Source organism: Acidiluteibacter sp. (assembly GCF_055129545.1).
In genome coordinates, this window is sequence record NZ_JBSRUB010000026.1 from 201357 (window position 1) to 222831 (window position 21475).

Genomic DNA, 21475 nt, shown 5'->3' on the forward strand with positions numbered 1-21475 from the left:
TTCTGAAGGGAAAGAAGAAAAGTCAGTGTTAAAGCAATCGATGCACATAAATATTATTTTTTTTCTGCTGATAGTCTATGACAAGCACACTTCATAAAACTTGTTGCCATTTATTAGATTCCGCAAAATCTTTTATAATCTCATTTCTATGAGTTAAAAACTTTGACATGTAGTTTTTTAGAAAAACAAAGTCAGCAACCTTACCGATAATCCCAAATGGAGAAGTGTAATCGAAGATATCTGTCATTTGTGTCACCCCATCTCTGAATTCAAATAAATGCTCATGTTTGAACTTTTTGAATACTCCTTTTTTCATTTCGTCAACGAAATATGTCGGAGATTTCATTTCAGTTATTACAGTCGTCAGTTGTTGAGTGATTCCGAAATGTCGAGCCTGCCAAGTAACAAATTCATCTTTATTGATAAGTCCTGAAGTGGTTCCTGCAATTGCAATTTCATTAGTTTTCGCAGTAGACATTTTATGAAGATCAATGCTGCGAGATAAATCAAAACATCTTTCGATTGGGGCTGAAATAATTGTAATTAATTTGATGACAGGCATAATTAAAATAGATCAGTTTTTATTATCGCTTGCGCAAACTCACAGTCCGTGCAAACTGAATCTTCAAATCTAAAAACCTACACCCTCGGCACTCGAATCTCACTCGTCTCAATACTGTACGCACAATCAAAATGACCCAACGGGCATTTCTTTCTACCGTGCAATCCACAAGGGCGGCATTCTAATTCTTTTTTAGTTTCCACAATAACCGAGTCTGTAGAAACTGGACCAAAACCAAAAGAAGGAATCGTGGAGCAATAAATGGCCGTAGTTGGTGCATTTACAGCGGAAGCCATGTGCATAGGAGCAGAGTCGTTGACATAATTCATGGCTGCTCCTTTCATCAATGCGGCTGAATCCAAGAAGTTTAAATCGCCACACAAAACTGTAATATTGCCCCGTTTCGCAGCAGATTGTATCGCTTCTGCAGCTGTTTTATCTGATGGAGCACCCAATAAATAGATGGTAATCGACTCATCAATTTGCTCAATCAATTCCAACCACTTTTCGGCAGGATATTGTTTAGTGAACCACACCGAAGTTGGGGCAATACAAACATATTTCCCTTTTTGAAAAGGTTTTACTTTCTCAAAGTTGGCTTTAGTCGGGTAGAGCTGTGGTCGATAATAGCGCTGACCGGTAATGTTGCGGATCAATCGCAAATTCCGAACAGTTTCGTGCAAGCCAGTTCCAATTTGGTGCTTTATTTTTTCGGTATAACTGAAAGAAAATGGGTTCTTATCGAAACCCACTTTCTCTGTTCCTTTAGATAAAGCCGTCATTAACCCACTCGCTGCAAAGCGCTGTAGATTAACCACCAAATCGTATTCTTTCTTTCTGATTTTTCCAATGGTTTGGAAAAGTCCTAAATATTTGTTTCTCTTTTTGTTCCATATAATCACCTCGTTTAATTTCGGATGATCCGTGAACAAACTTTCATTGCCTTTACGCAACAAAAAGTCGATTTTCGCCTCTGGGAAAAAGTCGTACAGCTTCTCGATCAGCGGAGTCGCTAAAATTACATCGCCAATAAAGGCGGTTTGTATGATGAGTATTTTTTTCAATTATACAGCCACGTTAAAATCCCTCAATGCATCGTTCAACGATGTTTTTAAATCGGTACTTGGTTTTCTTTTTCCAATGATTAATGCACAAGGTACTTGAAATTCTCCTGCAGGAAATTTCTTAGTATAAGTCCCTGGAATCACAACAGAGCGTTCCGGAACTTCGCCTTTCATTTCGATTGGAGTATCTCCACTGACATCGATAATTTTAGTCGACATGGTGAGCACTACGTTGGCCCCCAATACCGCTTCTTTTCTTACTCTAACGCCTTCTACAACAATGCATCTTGAACCGATGAAGCAATTGTCTTCTATGATTACAGGAGCTGCTTGCAATGGTTCCAACACACCACCAATTCCTACGCCACCGCTTAAATGTACATTCTTTCCAATCTGCGCACATGATCCAACAGTTGCCCAAGTGTCTACCATGGTTCCTTCGTCTACATAAGCACCAATATTGACATATGAAGGCATCAAAATAACACCTTTGCTAATGTATGCGCCATATCTGGCTACTGCATGAGGAACTACTCGAACGCCTAGTTCTTTGTAGTTGGTTTTCAATTTCATTTTGTCGTGAAACTCAAAGGGACCTACTTCGATGGTTTCCATCTCTTGAATCGGGAAATACAACACCACTGCTTTCTTTACCCATTCATTCACTTCCCAGCCTTCTGAAGTAGGTGTTGCAGTTCGCAATCTACCTTTATCAATGTGTTCGATGACTTCTCTTATAGCGATCTTGCTTTCTTCTTTTTGAAGTAGGGTTCTATCGTCCCAAATTGCTTCTATTTTCGACTTCAATTCTTTCATTCTTGCTATTTTTTAAAAAGTTGTGCTAGTTTTTCTGTGCTGTTTTTCCAGCTAAAGGTTTGATTCACATAATTGAATCCATTATTGGCCAATTCTTTAGCTTGATCAGAATTTTGCATTAAAGATACAATGTGTCTTGCATATTCTTCGGTGTTTTCGCCAATCAAAATATCTTTTCCGTTGGTCGCTCCTAATGCATTGTTTGCCAATTGAGAAGTGACGCATGGCAATTTCATCGCCATCGCTTCCAATAGTTTGTTTTGTAATCCAGTTCCGATTAACATCGGTGCAACAAATATTTTGGCTGCATTGTAATAATCCCGTATGTCTTCCACCCATCCGGTAACGGTTACATTGTTATTCACCAACGCTTTCACTCGTCCAGATGGAGAAGCTCCTGCAATCACCAATTGTATGTTAGGAATGGTTTGTTTCACCAAAGGTAAAATCTCATTGGCTAAATATTCCACGCTGATTACGTTAGGTTCGTAACTCATGTTTCCTGTAAATATCAAATCATATTTCTTCTCGGTCGGTTTTGCTTTGAAAAAATCGTGTTCTACACCGTTGGGGATAATTTCAATGGTATCGTTGTTTACATTCACGATCAAGTCGCGATCTTGCTCCGAAATAATGACTTTATGCTCAAAATAAGAGAAGATAAAATGCTCGTATTTCTTCAATCGCAGCGCTTCTCGTTTTACGAATGGTTTTAGATAAAACGGACTGTTTTCTACCCGTCGTTCCATCCCACGAGAGAGTGCATCCATATAATCCAACGTTTTTGGAATGTGCTGAATATTTTTGACATACTCTGAAGTTCGAATCAATTGACAATAGATGTGATCCACTTTGTTGGACCGAATGGCAGCCTCAATTTCCCTCTTGGCTCGGTTAGAGTAGAAATAGAGCACTTGAAATGGCAATTTAGAAAAGAAAATCCCTAGAATAGTATTCCAATACATCACCAATTTAGAAAGGTGAATGACTTTTATGGACTTGCAATAAGGTGCCAACTCATTTTTTTGTTCTTCTGAAATAGCTACATCACTCAATGCACACAAATGAATTTCATTGTTTTTGGACAATTCTCTAATTTGATGATACGCGCGCAGCTTGTCACCTTTTTCAAGGGGATAAGGAAAACGAGAAAGTAACATAAACAATTTCATCATCTAGATTGCCGAATAAAACTCCATTAATTGATTAATAATTTCATCGTTATTGAAGTTTTTTTTGACAAAATTACGGGCATTCTTACCCATTTCTTGTTGTAATCCGCTATTTAAATGTAGCTTTTCGATAGCTGTACAAAAATCATCAGCAGTATCCGCAATACATCCTTCTTTTTCAGTTAAATGAATTCCTTCCATTGCTTTAGAAGTTCCAACGATTGCTTTCTCCAGTGCCATGCCTTCCAATATTTTGATTCGAATACCGCTCCCTGAAAATAAAGGGACAATCATAATGCCTTGCGCTCTAATAAAATCCATTGCATCTGGCACTTCTCCATGAATTACAACGCCTTTCGTTTTGATTTTCGCAATGGATTCAGGCATCGATTTTCCTGCAATGTGTAATTTTAAATTAGGGTGTTTGTTGACCAACCTTTCCCAACAATTTTTTAAGAACCAATTTAATCCTTCAATATTAGGCATCCAATCTAATGAACCTAGATAAAATAGATCATTAGAAGCATTGGCGGATGTTGGGTAATAAATAGTTGGATTGATTGAAAATGGGATTTCCACACAAGGTTTCGTGCAGCCCAATTCCTTCAATTTTTGAATGTCCATTTTACTGATGGAAGCTATACCGTCAAACGAATTGAGGTGTTGATCTTCAAAACGTTTTAGACGCTGATGAAGAATTTTCAAATACGATTTTTTCAATGGCGTATTGCATTGGTTGTACTTTTCCCACCAAATCTGTTGCTCAATATTGTGTGCCCTGTATACCACTTTAGCAGTTGAATTTTTTCGTATTACCGACAAATAGGGCACTACAAATAAACTCTCTAAGTGAATGACATCAAAACGATTGCTTTTTAATTGGCTAACAATTTTTTCCTCAAATTCTTTGGAATAAAATCGATTAATGTTGTAAGATTCAGTAGAAAATAAGTTCATAAAAGCCACCGATGGTTTTAAGTCGGTGTCGATTTGAACGTGTTCAATTTTTGTCGTTCTTAGGTAATTGTCTGATAATTTATCTTTTCTGAATGGATGTTTTGTTGTTGAAAGTGTCAGAATTTTTAGGTCGCATCCTTTTTTAATCAAACCATTACTAATGTCATTCATGGCAAGGCAACCACCATCTATCGCAGGAAGTGGTGGTTTATGACAAATTTGTAGTACCTTCATTAATTAACAGTTTTCTTTTTCTTCCGAAAAACCTTGGTAAAGAAGTTGGTGTAGGCTTCCGTTTTAAATAGTTCTGAGTCTGTAGTAGCTTTGTAGGCTAATAATATTCCTATTGGGAGTAAAATAAATGAGGAAAGCCACATTCCTTCTAAAGAAGTCATGGCACTTTCTTTTGCCATTTTTTCGCCAGTAATACTAACCATGTGATATATTAAGAAGAATACCACAGAGATAACCATAGGCATGCCCAATCCGCCTTTTCGTATAATAGCTCCCAATGGTGCTCCAATGGAGAATAAAATGACACAGGCAAATGATAATGTGTATTTACGATGCCACTCGATTTCATGTCTTCGAATGGATTCTTCTCTAATTTCCCTTTCTCTTACAATCGCATCTGATTTTGATTTGGCGCTACGTGCTAGATTAGAAGCCGTTTTATATACCCGCTCTTTCTCAAATTCGTTCAACGGATTTAACAAAGAATCAAAAGTGATGGCCTCTCTTCTTGGGATATTGGCTTTTTCTTCTTTTGGTCGGTTATAATTGGAGTAGGAGAGTGCTATATTGTCTTCATAAGCCAATTCTGATCGATCTTTTTTATTTCTCAATGAGTCTATCGCTACATTCAATTGATCGATATTTAGCATTTTATAGTTGGTCTTAAAAAGATCTTCATCGGTTCTATTCAATGTGAATTCCGACAAATCGGTACGGATTAAATTCTCTTTAAATTCAACCCTAGCTAGGGCATATTTTTTTTCATTGTTTTCATTGGGTTGCTCATCATAGCTTCGTCCATTGTAGAGCGTCATTTCAAGAAAACGCTTATTGGGCGACAGCACCATCAAGCCTTCTTCGGCTATAGTTACTGTTCTGTTTCCCCTATCGTTGGAGTGATCGTAAATCAAAATATCATACAATCGCTCGCCTTCTTCCGTTGATTTTTTATCGCCTACACGAATAGTAAGGTCGTTGAGTTCACTTGAAAAGATCCCAGGTTTGATATCCATTGCAGGCTTTTGTTCACGAACATCGTAGAGTAAAGACCGACTCTTAAGGTTTGCAATTGGCAATAGGTAGTTGGCAAATAAGAATGCTCCTACTGAAAGAAACAATATAAAGATCGTGAGTGGTCGCAGGATTCGTTTTAATGAAATACCGGCCGACTTGAAGGCGATGAGTTCATAATGCTCCCCTAAATTTCCAAAAGTCATTAAAGAAGAAAGCAAAATAGCCAATGGCAAGGCAAGGGGAACTAGGCTTGCAGAAATGTAGGCCATTAGTTCTAGAATAACGTACCATTCTAAACCTTTACCAACCATGTCATCGATGTGCTTCCAAATAAATTGCATGAGCAAAATAAAAAGCGCAATGAAAAAGGTCGCTACAAAAGGTGCAGCAAAAGATTTAAGAATAAACTTTGTAAGTGTCTTCAATGGTTGATGCAGTAGAAAATTGAAGTGCAAATATAATTAATGCAAAAGGAAAAATGATGGAGTTGTAAAAAGGGTTTATCCACCAATAACGCTTAGTAATTCACTTACTTGTGATTCCCAAAGCATTCTAGATTCTTCCATTTCGTCTTCATCCGCAAAATCGGTGATGATAAGAGCAGCATCTTTTGTTAATTCGTCAATCCGAATTCTAAATTCAAAAAACGTTCCTTCATCCTCTTCTTCCCACTTAAACTTAATATGTGATCCGGCCTTTTTAGAGATCAATTCTGCAACTTCTTGGCTGCCATCCCAGATAAAAGTGAACTTGGAACCACGAGAATTTACATTATCGGCAAACCATTCAGAAAGTCCGCTTGGTGTTGCTAAAAAGTTATATAGTATTTTAGGTGAGGATTTTACAGGAAACTCTAATTGATATTCTATTTTTTCTGACATATTGTAATGTACTTAATTCCAAAAAACATTAATAGTGCAATATAGATAAAAATCTGGCATGTCGGATAAAGAAATAATTAAAAAAATGTGAAAATAAATGCGCCTAGAAATTTCAATTTATTATATTTGCAGCCCGAAAAAAAACGGCGTGGTAGCTCAGGTGGTTAGAGCGCAGGATTCATAACCTTCAGCACAAAGGAAGGAGGGTAAAAAATAAAATTGTACTTTTGAAATAGTATTTAAAACCAATTATTAAACACAAGGCGAGGTAGCTCAGTTGGTTAGAGCGTCGGATTCATAACCCGGAGGTCACGGGTTCAAATCCCGTTCTCGCTACAAGTCAAACAAAACCCCTTGAAATTAGACGATTTCAAGGGGTGGTTTGGAAACTTGGTTTGGAAACCTGGTTTGGAATACTTTCTTTTTTATCTTTTTCTAAAGCAATTTTCTTCTTTCTTCTAAATCATACAAGGATAAATTTTTCGCTTGAGATACAATAGTTTTTTTATTTAAATAGTATTCTAAAATTGTATCAACATTTTGATCTGTTACTGCTTTAGTTTTATCTCCAAATTGAGAATATATTAAGGTAACGTATGTTTTTCTTAAATGTCTAAATGAAATTTCAGGATTAAAATTATTCATTAACCAATAATGAGTAAATGATTTGCTTATCCACTCTCTCACTGTAGTTCTATTTTTATGTTCAGGACTAATTACAAATTCTTCTGACCCTTCATATTTACTTGCGCCCATTTTAGTTAAAAGATTAAAAAGGTCAATTGTTATTGGAATCAATCGATCTTTATTTATATCTTTTATTCTGTTCACCTTATAATTTGGTAAGGTGATAATTCTTTCACTCATATTGACGAAACTCCATTTCATAAGTACAATTCCATCCCGTCTTTCTCCTGTAAATAATGCAAGTTTATAAGCATCTTTTAACCATGATCTATAATGATTTCGGGTATATACTTTATTTCTGTCATTTTGTTCATAAACCCCATTTTTCTTAGAAATTGAGTTTATCAATTGTTCAAAATCAATTAAGTCAATGGTATAGTTTTTTCTTTTAACATATTTTTTCCTTACGTCCTCAAATGGGTTGGTGATATTTATTCCCAAATTATCTTTTATATAATTAAAGAATGCTCGGTTATCAGCCATTTTATTGTTGTAAGTTCTAGGTGAAAACTTTGAGTCACCATTTTCATTTATTGAGTCTGTTAAAAAGTTGTGAAAATAACCTACTTCCTTATCTCCTATATCTGTAATAAGCATATCTGAAATGTCTATATTTTCACTTTTTAAAGCAGTTTTAAATAATTTGATACTCATTATATAGCCTTTTATAGTTTTTTGCTCCTTTGGTTTATACTTATGAGAAGGAATATTAATTCCGTTAAGGAAATCGACATATCTTAAAAGAAGTGATTTAAATGATAAGTTGATAATCGGCTCTACATTTTTCGCAATTCTAATTTTATTATTTGAGGGTGTATTAGCTATAGCTTTGACGATATCGTTTGGATTTTGGATACCATTAGTTTGATAGAATTTAGATCCTTCAAAAGAGTCCAGAAACTCTTTAGCTAATTGTTTAAATTTGTTATAATCTCTTGTATCAAAGGTTTTAACAATATATTTATTGCTTGAATTTGGAACATAGTATCTAAGCATGAATCTATGCCGGTGAAGAAACTTACAAGTAGAAACTTTTTTATCAGTCAGATTACAATTATCATAAACAAATCGATCACACTTACTACAACGAATATATTCATACTTTCCTTTATCTCTTTTTGGTATTTTTAGCCTATCATTCATTATCCCAATTGTTTAAAAGGTTAATAGCTGCTGAACTTTGTGCCTTATAGTCAGTTGAGTCATCAATATTTTGAATTAGTTGAATACCTCTTTTTTTTAACTCTTTCGTCCAAGTTCTTGGAAACGAAAGCTTAATTGATCTAATCAAATCTTTTTGCTGAGTCGTCTCCCAATCACTTTCTAATATTCGTTTTCTTCTACCATCACCAAAAACAGTAATATTTTTATTAAAACACCACCTTAAGACAGATCTAAATCCTTTACCGGAATATCCAAGCATTATCTTCACTGCTTGCAGTGATATAGTTGTGAACTTTTCTTTCTCTCTATTCTCCATAATTTCTCTCCTTCATTCTTATCTATCTGTATTTCAGAAATTAGTAATTGTTTGTTATTATACTTTTATAATTCAGTTTTATTTTTTTCAACATTAAATACACTATTTCACTGTTTTACTAGTTTATAATGAAGAAATATTGCCATAGTGATGTCGAACCCGAAAATGATTTTATGTACTTAGAATAACTTATCTCTGAATTAATTAAGAATTTATACAGTTACATTTCTTTTTTATTCAGATAAAATCAAATTTTGCTTTCACCATTTAACTATTAGTTTTTAGGTTTTTCTTTTTCGCTTTAACCGTCGTAATCTCATAGCAATTTTTTCCTCTAATTAAAAATTGACTCTATGAGAGAAAATGAATACGAGACTATTTATCTAACTTTTTCAGAAATTCAAGAAGAGTTTCCAAAAGCAGCAGCGGACTGGAATTGGACTGCCAAGATGTTTTATTACTTCTCTGTTGCAGGTCTTATTCAACGGAGGTATAACCATTCAATTAAGTCATATGAATATGAAAAAAAAGCGCTTATTAAGGTTCTGAATATGGTTAATAGTCGACTCGACGAAAGAAGAATAATTATTGACTAACCAATTTAATTTTCCAACTCATTTACATGAGTTATTTCCATAGCCTTTATTCTTTTATACTTGTATTTATGTCCATTTCGGTTGATTAATATTTTTATCAGAAGCCACGTCCAAATGGCATTTGATTGATAACCGTTTTTCAATAACTTGGAGAATATTAATCTATCAAAAAGTTTAACATTTGTAAGCAATTCACTTGAAGCTAATATAAATCTTGTTTCAGTTCGGTTAACATAAAACAATTGCCACAAAACTATTTCATTTCTTACGATTAGATACTTTGTAACAAAAAGCTTAATACCCCATTTTTTAAATCTCTCCCTCATCTATGATCCTCCTCTTTAATTAACTTTAATCTGTTTGATGAAATCTCATCTTCTGTGCAATCAAGTGAAATACTGCTGCCTTTCTGTCATTGAATTTTGGACGATCATCCATACTTGTCTCTTGCAGTAATAATTTTACTTTTTTAGTCTCTTCTTGATCAATGAATCTCTTAGTAGCTCTTATAAATGCTGCCTTACTGCATCCTTTAATTTTTAATCTTCTCATGTCTAAATAAACAAAAAAGCTCTTCCTGATTTGAAACTGTTTTTCATCAATTAGCTGTTTTTCGAAAGCATCGTTAGCTAAGTTGTATTGCTCTTCTACAATAAATGTTGCTATTCGAACCAATGAATAATTTGGTATTCTATTTCTGTATCTAGAAATATCATCGACTTGTTTATGAAGTCTTAACCAAGTCATGTTTTGCCACTCAGTAGTTGTAATTTTTGCAATTGATTGATGACTAATAAGTATATCAAGATCGGAGTGTCTATTAGCACAAAGGACTCCAACTACCTCTTGACCTTTTGCACCCACCATGAATTTATCAATATCTTCAAGGACGATTAACCCATTTGTGAATTCTGCCACAATTTTTTCAACGATTTCTCGCTTTTGCGTAAGTGTCATCATTCGACCTGTTCTAGTAATTGGTCGGATTCTTCTTATTCTGACCTCTTCAAATTCCTTTACATGATTTGGATCAATAGTGATATATCGAGTATAGTCATCATCATTAACATCGAAAATCAAAACCTTTCTGCCTTTTTTTTTAGTTGACAGATTATCTTTTATATACTTCTTGATTTCTTGAACAGTACGGTAGGTTTTTCCAACACCAGTTTCCCCACAAACTACCATTAACATTGGCTGTCTATCATTTATGGTTTTTACATTTGGTGTGTTAAGCGGCTTTTTTGTCTGCATCTTTAGTCTCCTTTTTTTCTCTTAGAATTTCTTCTTGCCGATCTAAATCATGTTCAAATTGCTTACAATACTTTTCCATTGTTTCCTCTAGTTGTCTGATAAATAATTTGTTCTCTGCTTTAATTTCCATTACAGATTGAGCTTTTTTAACTGCTATGGAAATTCCTACTGCAATTAACTGTTGCTCAGGTGTCATTTTTTTAGTCTGGCTTTTTAAAACTTCAACTAAAATGGGTCTCAATAGTGCTATATCGGCTGAATCTAACTTTATTCTATTGATGTTTTTTGAGTTTAAGGCATCTAGCTTATCCCCAATGGGCTTAAACTTTGTCGAGTTGTTTCGCTCTAATAGTTCATCGAAATAGATGTGTGATTTCGTCCTTTTTATTTTAATATAGAACCCACCACCGATTTCTAAGACTTGATTCGCGATACCGATGAAACTGTCGGCTGCAATTCCAGCATGATGATTGGCATTATCAAATGCTGAGGATGAAGCGCTTTTGTGATTATTCAACTCGTCTTCCTCTAATTCTTCATCGATTATTTGCTCTGGAGCATCTAATGGAGGTTCAGATTCATGCATGTAGTCTTCTAACATTCCTTCTGGTAAATCTTCTTCTGATGTTGATTCTTTTGTTTGAGTGCTGTTTTCTGAGCTAAGGAATTCTTCTTTCTGAATCCCTTCTGAAACTTCACCTACTTTTACCGGTTCATTCATTGGGCTAGTTTCAATCTCAGAGATTTCCTCGTATTCAATGTTCTCCCCAAATGCTTCTTCTATTTCTTGCTCATTGGCGTTAGCTGATTCTGGTAGATCATTTTTTGCTGTACCAATTAGTAGGATTCCTGCTTTTTTCTTTGGAGTTTCTTCCTCTTCCTTTATATCTTTTTCTTTCATCTCTCCAAGTTTTAAATTTTTGCTATAAATGCTACAATCTTCTCTTCTAGTTCAATGTGACGATCATTGAATGATTGTTCGAATTTTCCTACATCAATTAGTTCTTCGCACTTTTCATGTCCGTACCTAACAGCCCTTTGAGTAATACTCATTAAAGTGCCGATCTTTTTGAAGGATAATTGTGTAAAATTTCTGAATAAGTGAATAACAGCCCACCTCGCTTCCTTTGCCAATTTGGATTGATTTGATTTGTACTCCTCCATTGAAATATCAAAAGTTTGAAGGGCTTCAAGTTGCAGGAAATTACTCATCAATCGATGTTTTGTAAGAGTGTTGTTTTTCGATGGCTCAATTGTTAACTTCTTTAATAATTCAGAAGCATGGGATAAACCGTATTTCTCAACGAAGGCCTCTAAGCGTTCATTAAACTGTTCTGCAATTGAACTCATACTTCTTCCTCCTTATATTTTGGATTAGTTCCTATATACCACCTTGCAGTTGCTAATTCTCTTTCTAATCTCAATGCTTCAATCAAGATTTCTTTTTTTGAATAGTCAATTTCAACTCCTATTGATTTTAGTTCTGAAGAGAGTAAGTAGTTACGACCAAATTGTTGTGCTAAATCAATGATCTCATCAACTTTACTTTTTTTCTTGATTGGGACTTCTATAATTTTATCTTCTTCCTCTAACTCATTGTTTGACAGCTTTTCATCAAAATGATTAAGTAGGTAATCTTCAACAATGTCAGCAAAGCGCTTTAACCTCTTTTTAACGATCTTATAATGGGGTGGGGTGCAATTTATTTTTGCTTCTGCTCTTTGTTTTGAAATTGTTTGAATCATCGTTTGGATATAATCAGGCAGCTGAGTAATATCGACTTGATTTATTTCAATAAATTCTTCAAATTCAAATGAAAATTCTTTTTCTCTTTCGTTTCTTTCTCGCTTCATCTCTCTCACTTTAAGTCTATACTTATAACAATACAGACAGTTCCAACTAGGTTATTTTTATGCCGCTTTTGTGGCTTTTTCATCCACTTTAGGACTTTTTTTATCTCCAACAATTTCAAGCTCTTTGATAATTGTTTGAATCTTATTCATTCCATTAATCTTGAATAATTCGGTTGCACACTTTCGGAGTAGTTGCTCGGATTGATCAATTACTTTTTGATCTTCACTTGGCATTAACTTTAAGATTCTAATAAATGACTCTTTAACTTTTGTCACTCTACTTTTCTTAACAGGAGGTTTTAATTCACCGGATGCTACTTTTTGCTTTCGATCTTCTCTTAGCCTTATCCGGCATTGCTCCAGTTCACTAACGGCTTCTTCAGATTTTTTCAATTGTTTTAAACTGCCTTTTCTTTTTTCTGTAAAAGCTTGTGCTGCTTTTTTTCTCAATTCTTTGGAATTGACTTTATCACTTAATTCTAATTTGATTAATTCAATAACATCTTTGCCATTTTTCTCGGCATTCTGTTTAATGTTTTTATCATTGGGATTTCTTTCATAAATCTCTTTGATCTTTTTATAGATTGTAAATGCTCTAGTTGCAGCTTCGTTCAAATCCTCTCCTTTAATACCTTGCTTTTTTAGGTACTTTTCTACATCATTCTCTAACATATCACGATACAATTAAATATTAAGCTGCTTTCTTATTTTGAATGGAAGAGGCAGCTTTTAACTCCTCCATTTCTATCAATAGTTTTTCCATTTCCTCCATATCAGTTAATAATAGTTCCATATCAGCAAGCATCTCTTCTGAGCTTTTTTGAGAGGGAGAAATTTCATTGCCTTCATAAATCATTTTTTCACTTAAAATCGTCGAATTTATTGAGGCAAACTCAGTCACTCGTTGATCAATTGTTTTTGGTTTTATTCCTGTTCTTTTTCGCTCTTCAATGATTTCAGCGGTTAATAGTTGAACCGCTTCTTCATCTGTTTTGGCCTCAAGTATCTCTCGCTTTCCTTCAATTTCAAACTCTAGTTGAGAAACCACTTCCTCTTTGCTAAAATTGATGTCTAAGCCACGAGGCTCTAGTACTCTTTCGGTAGCCTGTTGAATAAGTCGATATGACTTTCGTACTGTTAGTAATTTATCTTTGCCATCGTATAAATAAGGAGTTGAGTCATCTTCTAGGTAGTCAGCATAGATTTTGAAAACCGTTTCTACTTTCCGTTCCTCTTGGTCTTTTTTTAATGGTTTATAGTCAGCAACCGCTTTTTCTATGGACTCAATATGCGTTCTATATTGGTTCCTGGCCTTTAATATTTCATCTAACTCATCTCGTTGGTTTTCTAGTCCCTTGATTTCGTCAAGTAATACCTCTCTTTGCTCCAACAAAGTCATCTCTGCAATCTTTCGTGGATCTGATATCAATCCTCGCTTTAATTCCGCAGGATTAAAATCTTCTAATTTTAGGGTGTTTTCTCTATCGCTACGATGCCAAATCTGATTAATTCGACTTGTTTTCTCTTCTAATTTTTGAAAGATTGCAGTATCTACTGAATCTTCCACTAATGGGATGACAATTCGAACGTTGGCGAACTTGTTTCCAAAACGCCAAATACGTCCTTCTAATTGGTGTAAGTCTGTAGGATTCCAATCTAGCCATAGATTATATAAGTCCGTTGCTCTATTTTGAAGATTTATACCTTCTCTAATGGTTTGACTTCCAATAAGCACTTTGACTCGGCCATCTAAGAATTTGTCTTTTACCAGTTCTTTTTTACGTGCAGACATTCCCCCTTTGATAAAGTCAACTTCTGAATCATCAAAACCGAGCTCAGCCGTTAAATATTCCTTGATCAATGGAAAGTATGCTATACCAGCATTGCTATAGATTACTTGTCCACTCATCGGTTCTCCTAACTTTTCAAAGTATGCTTTAACAGTAGCAATGCATCCCATGACATACATTAATTTAGGAGAGCTTTTTACAAAATCTTTATAGTGAATTGTTCCATTTCCGTTTCTATGACAAGAAAATAGATATGGACTAAATGCTATTTGTCGACCTAATGTAATTCCACGTAAAATTCTCGCTCCTTCTTCTTCATCAGCGGCAAGACTTCCTTCATCTAAAGCTGTGCTTTCTCCTTCTGCATTGTCATTTTCTTCTTCCAACCCTGTTGGATTGTTACAAAAATCTAGAAACTGAATTTCTCCTGTGATATACCTCTCCAATTCGCCCATTAACTGACTCTGCTCCATTGTTGGACTTAGATTGGTACTAATCTGCTCATCTAAAGAAAGTGGAATTACAGTATCATTTACTGTTTTGTGGGTGAGTGGAAGTACCCATTTATTGGGTCGTTGAATGTTTGCTTCTTCACCACTCTTATAATCAATAAATTGAAATATGAGTTGTTGTAAGGCAATCAAGTTATTAAACCCCATCACCACTTCTTTTCGCTCAGGCTTCAATTTTGCGTTGATAATCAGTTCAATTGAAGTTTGAATGAAATGATTAAAAAACTGCTGAAGATTACCAAGTGATGCTTCATTTAATCTGTGATATCCAATTAATGTTAACATCGAAAATATTTCTAATGGGCTATTAGTAAATGGGGTTGCTGTCAAGAGAACGATGTTATTAAACTTGTTAGCTCTTTGAATATAATTGGCTAACATAAAGCCCTTTAATGCAATTGCTGACGGAGAGCCGGAAGTTATTTTATATTCTGTTTTACTTCTTTTTCCATCTGAACTTATTTCACCTTTTACTTGTGTAAAAAGCTTCTTCATTATGTGAGCTTCATCCATGAGTAAATAATCAAAACCTAAGTCTTCAATATTTACGATACTTTCAGAAACACCACGACCCATTAGCTCTTCAATTTTTTCTTGCAAAACAGTTGCCTGCTTTTGAGATTCTAGCCCTTGATTTAAGATTTTATAAAAATCACCGCCAACTTCATCCCAAGTTTGCTCATTAAAAGAAAGTCGTTTTAACCCCTCATAAGTGACTACTGAAATACTATTTTCATTAACAGCGGTTGCATTACCATCATCATCTAAAAGTGGTTGAATAAATTTTTCGCCAAGATTGTAAAGGTCATTTACAGGATATTGGGGCAAAATTCCAGAAGCTGTAACTTCACCTTTTTCATTAATAACTCCTCTTAATTCATTCAACCAATTTTTATAGGTTTGGTTAGGAACAACAATAAGTGGTCTTCGACACATCCCACTTTCTAATGCATGTGCAATCGAAAGAATCCCTGTCATTGTTTTACCAACTCCTACATCGTATGCTATACATCCCCCACCATTTGCGGCAATAAAACCCAAACCTTCTCTTTGGGCAGGACGAATAAATAATGGTTTATTCTTGAAGGTAGAACTACAATTAAAACCTATAGGGATTTTAAAATAATTAATGGGTGCATATCCATTAAACTTGCTATTCCATAAATATTCTATTTTGGCTTGGTCTTCTTTTAATAAAGCTTCTGCCAAAAAGATTTGAAATAATCGGTCACCTTCCATTTTAGCATTTTGTTTGCTTCTTAATTTCTCAGCTGCATTTCTTCCTCTTGGAGATTTACCATTCAGGTAGCTGTGACTTATGGAATACTTATCAGACTTTTCAAATATTCCCGTTGTTTGTTGTCCCATCCAAGTTGCAAAAGCTGAAGTTAAACTTGCTGTATTATTACCATCTCTAGCAGAGTAATAATTGTTAAACTTTGTTCCGTCCGCTAATTCTAAAATCTTAAAATTTCTAGCAAAATCAGCAATTGGTTTTATTACCAGCCTGTTATCAAGGTTTGGATTAGTAAGGTTCAATGCTCTTGGCAGTGCCTCACTTAGCCCTTTTTCTTGAAGTTTATATTGATCAACTCCAAACTTTTCAATGATTTCTGCTTTCTCCTTTAGTAATTCTGTCTTTCTAACGTATATGTTTTCTGCATAATACAATACGCTAGGCACATAATTCCCCTTATAGTAGCAGATGACTCCTGATTTTAACCAGAGCTTTAAATGCTTTTCTTCTTCAGATGCTTTTATTAGGTATTTGGACCATCCATTACTTGCTTTAAGTATCACACTTGCATCATTGAAGCCATCATTTTCTCTTTTATACCAAATCCAGGCTTTAATTTCTTCTACAGAAATTTCTGCATTGTATTCCTTCATGATATCCTCAAATGAAGTCAGCTCAAAGTCTAAATCTTGATCTTTATGGCTTTTTTGTTTTCTATCCTTGCTTTCTTTTAATGATTTTCTAATGTTAGATTCAGCAGTTTCTCCTTCTAGTAAATTATCTACTGAAGACTTTATAATGGTTTCAGTCACTTCATCCTCATCTTCTACAGTATTCAGGAATCTCAATTCCTCTTGACGATTGACAAGATCAATACCACCCTTTATTTTGGTTACAATCTCACCGTAAGCATTTGTTGATTTATAAGGAGTTCCTAAAACAAATTCTTTATTTTCATTAAAGTAATCACCACCACTTAAAAGGTTTCTATTATGTGAATTATTTTTAGTTTCAATTTCATGTTCCTCGTGAACATTATGATATAATTTCCCGAAATCAATCCCTATTAAATCTGCCATTGGTAAAGCGTTATCGTAGTTCATTGCGTATGAACTTACCTTAGTGTGTCTGTAAACAATAGCCGGAATATGTGTTAAGCCTAATGTGTTGCAAGCAGCAATCTGTGCATATCCCGCACGGGTTTTGAATAGATAATTGGGATGTTTCTTCGGAACAAAATCTTCTGTTGGAAACTGCTTCTCATTTCTAACCATAAAGACACATGGCTTAATGGGCTTATTATTCCTAATGGCATTAATCCATTTTCGAATTTCTTCTACGTTAAGAGGGGGTGAGTTTTCAATGGTCATATCCGCTGCATAGGTATTTGCTAGCTCAACCATTTCTAATGTTGCAATTTTAGAGGTATCAACATATTCATCTTGACCATAAAATGCCCTAAATTCTTCCTCTGATGTATACTTCAATATTTCTGCCCTCCAAAGCATTTGATCTTTACCTTCTAATAACTGTATTCCAAAATCCTTTTCCATTTTTTTTAGTTTAATTGATGTTCTAATTCTTGCTCAATTAGTGCTAATGCAGAACCTATTGGCATGCCTTCTTTTGCAACCATCCGAATTACCATTTCTTCAATTTTCTCGTATCCTTGTTTGGTTGATCTCATTTCGCAAAGCTTTCCCCATACTATTGGATCACATTCACCGATTTCTTCATGGATGGCAGCTTTTAATTCTTCTATTAATGCTCTATTTTTCATATATTTTATTTTTTTCGAAATACGACTATATCTGTTCCAACCTCAGTGTGTTGAAAAATTCCATGTGGTAATCTTCTGGCTTCAATAAACGTGGCCTTCTCAGCAATGCTCTCTTTTAAAGAGTTGTACTTGGATGTGTTATCTAAAAAGCTTTGCGGAATCACCATTATGAGTAATCCGTTGGGATTTAAAAGGTCGAGTCCTCTTGTAAGAAAATATTGGTCATAGGTAAATGCTTTGGTTCTTTTCTTTTCACCCATTCCGGCATACTTTCCACTAAAACTTCCATAAGGAGGATTTCCGATAACTAAGTCAAAAGGTTCTGTTCTGAATTGCCCTTTTAAATAAACGTTACCGTTAAAGAATAAGCTTTCAAAAGACTTATTATGAATGGTGGCGTTTGGATAGAGAAGTGCAGCAATTTGAGCGGAAAAGCTATTTATTTCATACCCTTCAATTCGGCTTTTCTTTGGTGCATATGATATAAACTTTCCAACTCCGCAAGAAGGCTCCATAATGGCTCCTGATCTATAACCATGCTTGATTGCAAATCCCCACATATATTTTACAACCTCATCAGGTGTGTAGTATTCATAAAGTAACCCTTTATTGACTTCACTTAGTTTAGACCCTCCATATCCGCTGTACTTTTTAAGTAATTCAATTTCTTCTAGGGAGTATTTTAGTCTGTCATTTTTCTTCAATTTTAACAAAGACTCAATTTCTCGATTAAGCTGAATTCGTTTGCTCTCTTTATGTAAAGAAGCTATTTTCTTATTTTGTTGGACTCTTACCTTGGGAAGACTGACTATTATTCCATCATTTTGCAATCTTAAAAGGATGCCATAAAGTACTGTTTTAGCATTTTCAATATTCCCTATTACAGCCTCTTCAATGAGTTCATTAATTTGAGCCAATTGTAGGTTTGAGTCTTCTTTCTCAAGTTTTTTATAGTCCAATATAAATTGAAGTACCTTTTTTTGTCGTGGATTCTTACTTGCTAATTCAATAATGTCATTTTCCTCTTCATCAGTTAGACTATTCAAATACATCTGAATGGCTCCTTTTAAAAAATCCTGATGATACAAATACTTAGAGAAATAAATCTTTTTATCATAGTCTTTGTCAGTTTCAAACCAATACGCATTTTCTAGTGGTTGGTAATAAAATGCAGGCGTTTCAAAAGAAATCTCAGAGTCAAAAAGTAATGGGTCATCATCACTCACTTGATATTTATCAATTACTTTAATTTCTGTTTTGCTTTTTAGGAGAGTCTTCCAAAAGACACTGCCAGGATTTGTTGGGATAGATTTTAGCTTAATAGAAGTAGAAAATTTAGTTTCATCTCTCCATTCAGCATGTATTTCTATCAGCTCATTTGGATCACTATTTAATTTCAAAACCTGTAAAAAGTCATTAGCCAAATCAAACTTTCTATTTGATTCATTTTTATTCTCAGTTGTAATAATTTTAGTGATTACTTCAACCGATGTTGCAGGAATTTTAGGTTGGTATTCTTCAATTAGTTTTTGTTGTGAGTTCCCAAGATTTACTCTTTCAAATAGCGCTAGATAAAACCCTACTTTTCTAGTAGATTTCTTGTTTACCGAATCTACAAACCGATTCTCCTGCTTGTAGTGATTTTTAAGTAGATGTATAATCACTACTTTTTGTAATAGTTCAGTTTCAAATTGTGGATGAAATTCTTTAGTAAAGAGTTCAAAATAGGCAACTAACTCATCTCCATTTTGCCATTTGATACTATAATAAATCCTATGTTGCTTATTAGGATCTTTTACTTGGTTCGCTAGCCATTTATTTGCTGCTTCCCACGACAAGAATTGAGTTGATGTTTCATTTGTTAATAGAATTTTTTCTAAAGGAGAATAGTTTAGGTTATTCTCCTGCTTATTTACATGCTTTTCATTAGCTCCTTTTACTATCTCCTGTACTTCCTCTTCATAGAGTTCAAATAGGTGGCCATCACCTAATAATTCTTCAATGATAGACTCAAAATCAACTGGATTAAATTCTGAATGTGGTATTATTTCATTATCCTTATTTTTTAAATCACTATCAATTAGAATGCACTCTTTTTGGTGTTGATTTAGTCTTAATAATATGGTTACAATATTTCCCTTTTTAGAATCTTTAGGGTATAAATCAAGAGCAAGGTCAATTATATTGTCAATTGATTCTGAAGTAACTTTAAAAACAATTCGACTGAATCTAGAACCAGATGATAGTGATTCTGAAAATCGAACACCTCGATCTATGTGTTCAATCAGATTAGGTAATAATTTGGTTAGAATTTTATAGTGATCTCTTTGTTGCTCTGCAATAGCAACTGTCTTTTCAATTTGTATTGTCCCTTTTTTTTCTCCACTTTTTTCTGTGACAATTTTTTGTGTAGCACTTATTTGAGAGGAATTACTAAGTACTACGCTATTTGAGGAATTTAATTGATCTGTACTTTTTAAGTCTGTCGGATAAGAACTCTTTGACTCAACTTTATTATTTTCTACAATTTTTTGTGTAACACTTTTATTTACATCACTATTTTTGAAAACACTTATTTGTGTATTACTATTTTGAGCTATTGATTTTTTTGGCTTTTCCAATTTCTCGGAACCTATCTCTTTAATTTCTAAATTCTCAGCAGGTATTTTTTGTGACTCTTTAGCTTGTGCAGAAACTAGTTTGCTAGAAATGCCACTTTTGGTAGTTTTTTCGACAGTAGTTGTATTCAAGCCATTTCCAAATGGAAAGGGAAAGGAGGCAATGAAATTATCCGAATAAAACAATTTATTGCCATCAGTTTTTTTAGGACGAGATGCTAAAGAAGCGGATAAAAACTGTTCCCCATATTTTGTAATTCCATAGACATGAGCGATGCCTTTCTTTCTTGGATCTAAGGTTTCAAAACAAACTTTAGTATCAATCGCTGTTTCTCCTTTGGGATCAATATAGCGGACACTAAAAATGGAAAAATTCATTCCTGCCAAACTGAATTCATCGGGAATAAATTTAGGCTCATAAGCGATATCAATTGGATACTCACCAACTTTTAAATGTTCCTGCATTAAATACGCAAATGCTTCATATTTAGGTTGGTTTGTTTCATCTGCAACGAAAACCAAAGAGTTCTTAGGCTTGGTGAACCCCATGGCATTAAAAATGTACAGGGTTAAATCATCCGGAAATTCATTGAATTGAACTTCACATTTCCCATTAATATTTTTAGGAATTACCTTTAAATTGAATGCTTTACTTGGTTGAAACATAACTATTGTTTTTTTTGGAGAATGGACTCTGCTTCAGATGTACAGATTTTGATCTAACTAATTCCTAATTAATTCAGTGAGAAAGTATCTAAACTATCTTTGTAGAAATTTTAATTTGAAAAGTCACGTCTATTAATGTAAAAGCGGCACGTATTTAAACAATGCTTATTACACAAAGAATGGATATCCTATTTGTATATATTGATTAGTTGAGAAGCCCTTTCAGGATTCCAACTAAGATGTTTTAAAGCCATGCCCTGTGCAGCCTTACCTGCCTTCTTAGCAAGGTTTCTACTTTTAAG

18 protein-coding genes and 1 tRNA gene are annotated in these 21475 nt (G+C 34.3%); 2 read left to right on the forward strand and 17 right to left on the reverse strand.

All coding sequences use genetic code 11. The annotated features are described in order from the left end of the window. Positions 1-91 precede the first annotated feature (91 nt). The 7 genes from ACTB0X_RS13370 to ACTB0X_RS13400 all read right to left on the reverse strand — a co-directional run bounded on the left by ACTB0X_RS13370 (position 92) and on the right by ACTB0X_RS13400 (position 6700). On the reverse strand, positions 92-478 hold the full coding sequence (locus ACTB0X_RS13370; protein ID WP_463025542.1) for an SRPBCC family protein: 387 nt from the start codon (positions 476-478) through the stop codon (positions 92-94). A gap of 161 nt (positions 479-639) precedes the next feature. After that, positions 640-1626 carry a glycosyltransferase family 9 protein gene (locus ACTB0X_RS13375; protein WP_463025543.1) on the reverse strand — a complete coding sequence of 329 codons (987 nt, stop codon included), beginning with the start codon at positions 1624-1626 and terminating at the stop codon, positions 640-642. Further along, entirely contained in the window at positions 1627-2442 is an 816-nt protein-coding gene (locus ACTB0X_RS13380; protein ID WP_463025544.1) for a 2,3,4,5-tetrahydropyridine-2,6-dicarboxylate N-succinyltransferase, read from the reverse strand. A gap of 5 nt (positions 2443-2447) precedes the next feature. Beyond that, on the reverse strand, positions 2448-3617 hold the full coding sequence (locus tag ACTB0X_RS13385; RefSeq protein ID WP_463025545.1) for a glycosyltransferase: 1170 nt from the start codon (positions 3615-3617) through the stop codon (positions 2448-2450). Then, positions 3618-4805: a glycosyltransferase family 4 protein gene (locus ACTB0X_RS13390; protein WP_463025546.1), complete on the reverse strand. Its 1188-nt coding sequence runs from the start codon at positions 4803-4805 to the stop codon at positions 3618-3620. Continuing rightward, positions 4805-6244: an LptF/LptG family permease gene (locus ACTB0X_RS13395; RefSeq protein WP_463025547.1), complete on the reverse strand. Its 1440-nt coding sequence runs from the start codon at positions 6242-6244 to the stop codon at positions 4805-4807. The genes ACTB0X_RS13390 and ACTB0X_RS13395 overlap by 1 nt, the downstream gene beginning before the upstream one ends. Before the next feature lie 75 nt (positions 6245-6319). Further along, positions 6320-6700: an START-like domain-containing protein gene (locus ACTB0X_RS13400; protein WP_463025548.1), complete on the reverse strand. Its 381-nt coding sequence runs from the start codon at positions 6698-6700 to the stop codon at positions 6320-6322. A 262-nt stretch (positions 6701-6962) separates the two neighbouring features. Between ACTB0X_RS13400 and ACTB0X_RS13405 the strand changes: the two genes are divergently transcribed. Continuing rightward, positions 6963-7036: transfer RNA gene (locus tag ACTB0X_RS13405), tRNA-Met, on the forward strand. A gap of 99 nt (positions 7037-7135) precedes the next feature. Here the strand turns inward: ACTB0X_RS13405 and ACTB0X_RS13410 are convergent. After that, positions 7136-8530: a hypothetical protein gene (locus ACTB0X_RS13410; RefSeq protein WP_463025549.1), complete on the reverse strand. Its 1395-nt coding sequence runs from the start codon at positions 8528-8530 to the stop codon at positions 7136-7138. Continuing rightward, complete coding sequence (locus tag ACTB0X_RS13415; RefSeq protein ID WP_463025550.1) at positions 8523-8867, reverse strand: hypothetical protein; 345 nt, start codon at positions 8865-8867, stop codon at positions 8523-8525. Before ACTB0X_RS13415 ends, ACTB0X_RS13410 begins: the two co-directional genes overlap by 8 nt. 353 nt (positions 8868-9220) lie before the next feature. Here ACTB0X_RS13415 and ACTB0X_RS13420 point away from each other — a divergent pair, with 353 nt between their 5' ends. Continuing rightward, positions 9221-9463, forward strand: coding sequence for a hypothetical protein (locus ACTB0X_RS13420; protein ID WP_463025551.1), 243 nt, complete (start codon positions 9221-9223; stop codon positions 9461-9463). A gap of 351 nt (positions 9464-9814) precedes the next feature. On the opposite strand, the gene ACTB0X_RS13425 is transcribed toward ACTB0X_RS13420, so the two are convergent. Genes ACTB0X_RS13425 through ACTB0X_RS13460 form a run of 8 tightly spaced genes read right to left on the reverse strand, consistent with a single transcriptional unit; the run spans position 9815 to position 21173 of the window. Beyond that, positions 9815-10717 (reverse strand): zonular occludens toxin domain-containing protein, encoded by a 903-nt coding sequence (locus ACTB0X_RS13425; RefSeq protein WP_463025552.1) that lies wholly within the window; start codon positions 10715-10717, stop codon positions 9815-9817. Next, positions 10695-11618, reverse strand: coding sequence for a hypothetical protein (locus ACTB0X_RS13430; RefSeq protein ID WP_463025553.1), 924 nt, complete (start codon positions 11616-11618; stop codon positions 10695-10697). Before ACTB0X_RS13430 ends, ACTB0X_RS13425 begins: the two co-directional genes overlap by 23 nt. Positions 11619-11629: 11 nt before the next feature. Next, positions 11630-12067, reverse strand: coding sequence for a hypothetical protein (locus ACTB0X_RS13435; RefSeq protein WP_463025554.1), 438 nt, complete (start codon positions 12065-12067; stop codon positions 11630-11632). Further along, the gene (locus ACTB0X_RS13440) at positions 12064-12570 is read right to left on the reverse strand and encodes a hypothetical protein (protein WP_463025555.1); all 507 of its coding nucleotides are present in this window, start codon (positions 12568-12570) and stop codon (positions 12064-12066) included. The genes ACTB0X_RS13435 and ACTB0X_RS13440 overlap by 4 nt, the downstream gene beginning before the upstream one ends. A 57-nt stretch (positions 12571-12627) precedes the next feature. After that, entirely contained in the window at positions 12628-13242 is a 615-nt protein-coding gene (locus tag ACTB0X_RS13445) for a hypothetical protein (RefSeq protein WP_463025556.1), read from the reverse strand. Positions 13243-13261: 19 nt separating this feature from the next. Further along, positions 13262-17662, reverse strand: a complete 4401-nt coding sequence (locus tag ACTB0X_RS13450) for an SNF2-related protein (protein ID WP_463025557.1) — start codon at positions 17660-17662, stop codon at positions 13262-13264. A 5-nt stretch (positions 17663-17667) separates the two neighbouring features. Beyond that, positions 17668-17889, reverse strand: coding sequence for a hypothetical protein (locus ACTB0X_RS13455; protein WP_463025558.1), 222 nt, complete (start codon positions 17887-17889; stop codon positions 17668-17670). A 5-nt stretch (positions 17890-17894) separates the two neighbouring features. Continuing rightward, the gene (locus ACTB0X_RS13460) at positions 17895-21173 is read right to left on the reverse strand and encodes an HsdM family class I SAM-dependent methyltransferase (protein WP_463025559.1); all 3279 of its coding nucleotides are present in this window, start codon (positions 21171-21173) and stop codon (positions 17895-17897) included. Between the last annotated feature and the right edge of the window lie 302 nt (positions 21174-21475).

Coding starts and splice junctions, on each gene's coding strand:
- ACTB0X_RS13370 (WP_463025542.1), bottom strand. CDS start 478: ATGTCTACTGCGAAAACTAATGAAATTGCAATTGCAGGAACCACTTCA.
- ACTB0X_RS13380 (WP_463025544.1), bottom strand. CDS start 2,442: ATGAAAGAATTGAAGTCGAAAATAGAAGCAATTTGGGACGATAGAACC.
- ACTB0X_RS13385 (WP_463025545.1), bottom strand. CDS start 3,617: ATGATGAAATTGTTTATGTTACTTTCTCGTTTTCCTTATCCCCTTGAA.
- ACTB0X_RS13390 (WP_463025546.1), bottom strand. CDS start 4,805: ATGAAGGTACTACAAATTTGTCATAAACCACCACTTCCTGCGATAGAT.
- ACTB0X_RS13400 (WP_463025548.1), bottom strand. CDS start 6,700: ATGTCAGAAAAAATAGAATATCAATTAGAGTTTCCTGTAAAATCCTCA.
- ACTB0X_RS13410 (WP_463025549.1), bottom strand. CDS start 8,530: ATGAATGATAGGCTAAAAATACCAAAAAGAGATAAAGGAAAGTATGAA.
- ACTB0X_RS13415 (WP_463025550.1), bottom strand. CDS start 8,867: ATGGAGAATAGAGAGAAAGAAAAGTTCACAACTATATCACTGCAAGCA.
- ACTB0X_RS13420 (WP_463025551.1), top strand. CDS start 9,221: ATGAGAGAAAATGAATACGAGACTATTTATCTAACTTTTTCAGAAATT.
- ACTB0X_RS13425 (WP_463025552.1), bottom strand. CDS start 10,717: ATGCAGACAAAAAAGCCGCTTAACACACCAAATGTAAAAACCATAAAT.
- ACTB0X_RS13430 (WP_463025553.1), bottom strand. CDS start 11,618: ATGAAAGAAAAAGATATAAAGGAAGAGGAAGAAACTCCAAAGAAAAAA.
- ACTB0X_RS13435 (WP_463025554.1), bottom strand. CDS start 12,067: ATGAGTTCAATTGCAGAACAGTTTAATGAACGCTTAGAGGCCTTCGTT.
- ACTB0X_RS13440 (WP_463025555.1), bottom strand. CDS start 12,570: ATGAAGCGAGAAAGAAACGAAAGAGAAAAAGAATTTTCATTTGAATTT.
- ACTB0X_RS13445 (WP_463025556.1), bottom strand. CDS start 13,242: ATGTTAGAGAATGATGTAGAAAAGTACCTAAAAAAGCAAGGTATTAAA.
- ACTB0X_RS13450 (WP_463025557.1), bottom strand. CDS start 17,662: ATGGAAAAGGATTTTGGAATACAGTTATTAGAAGGTAAAGATCAAATG.
- ACTB0X_RS13455 (WP_463025558.1), bottom strand. CDS start 17,889: ATGAAAAATAGAGCATTAATAGAAGAATTAAAAGCTGCCATCCATGAA.
- ACTB0X_RS13460 (WP_463025559.1), bottom strand. CDS start 21,173: ATGTTTCAACCAAGTAAAGCATTCAATTTAAAGGTAATTCCTAAAAAT.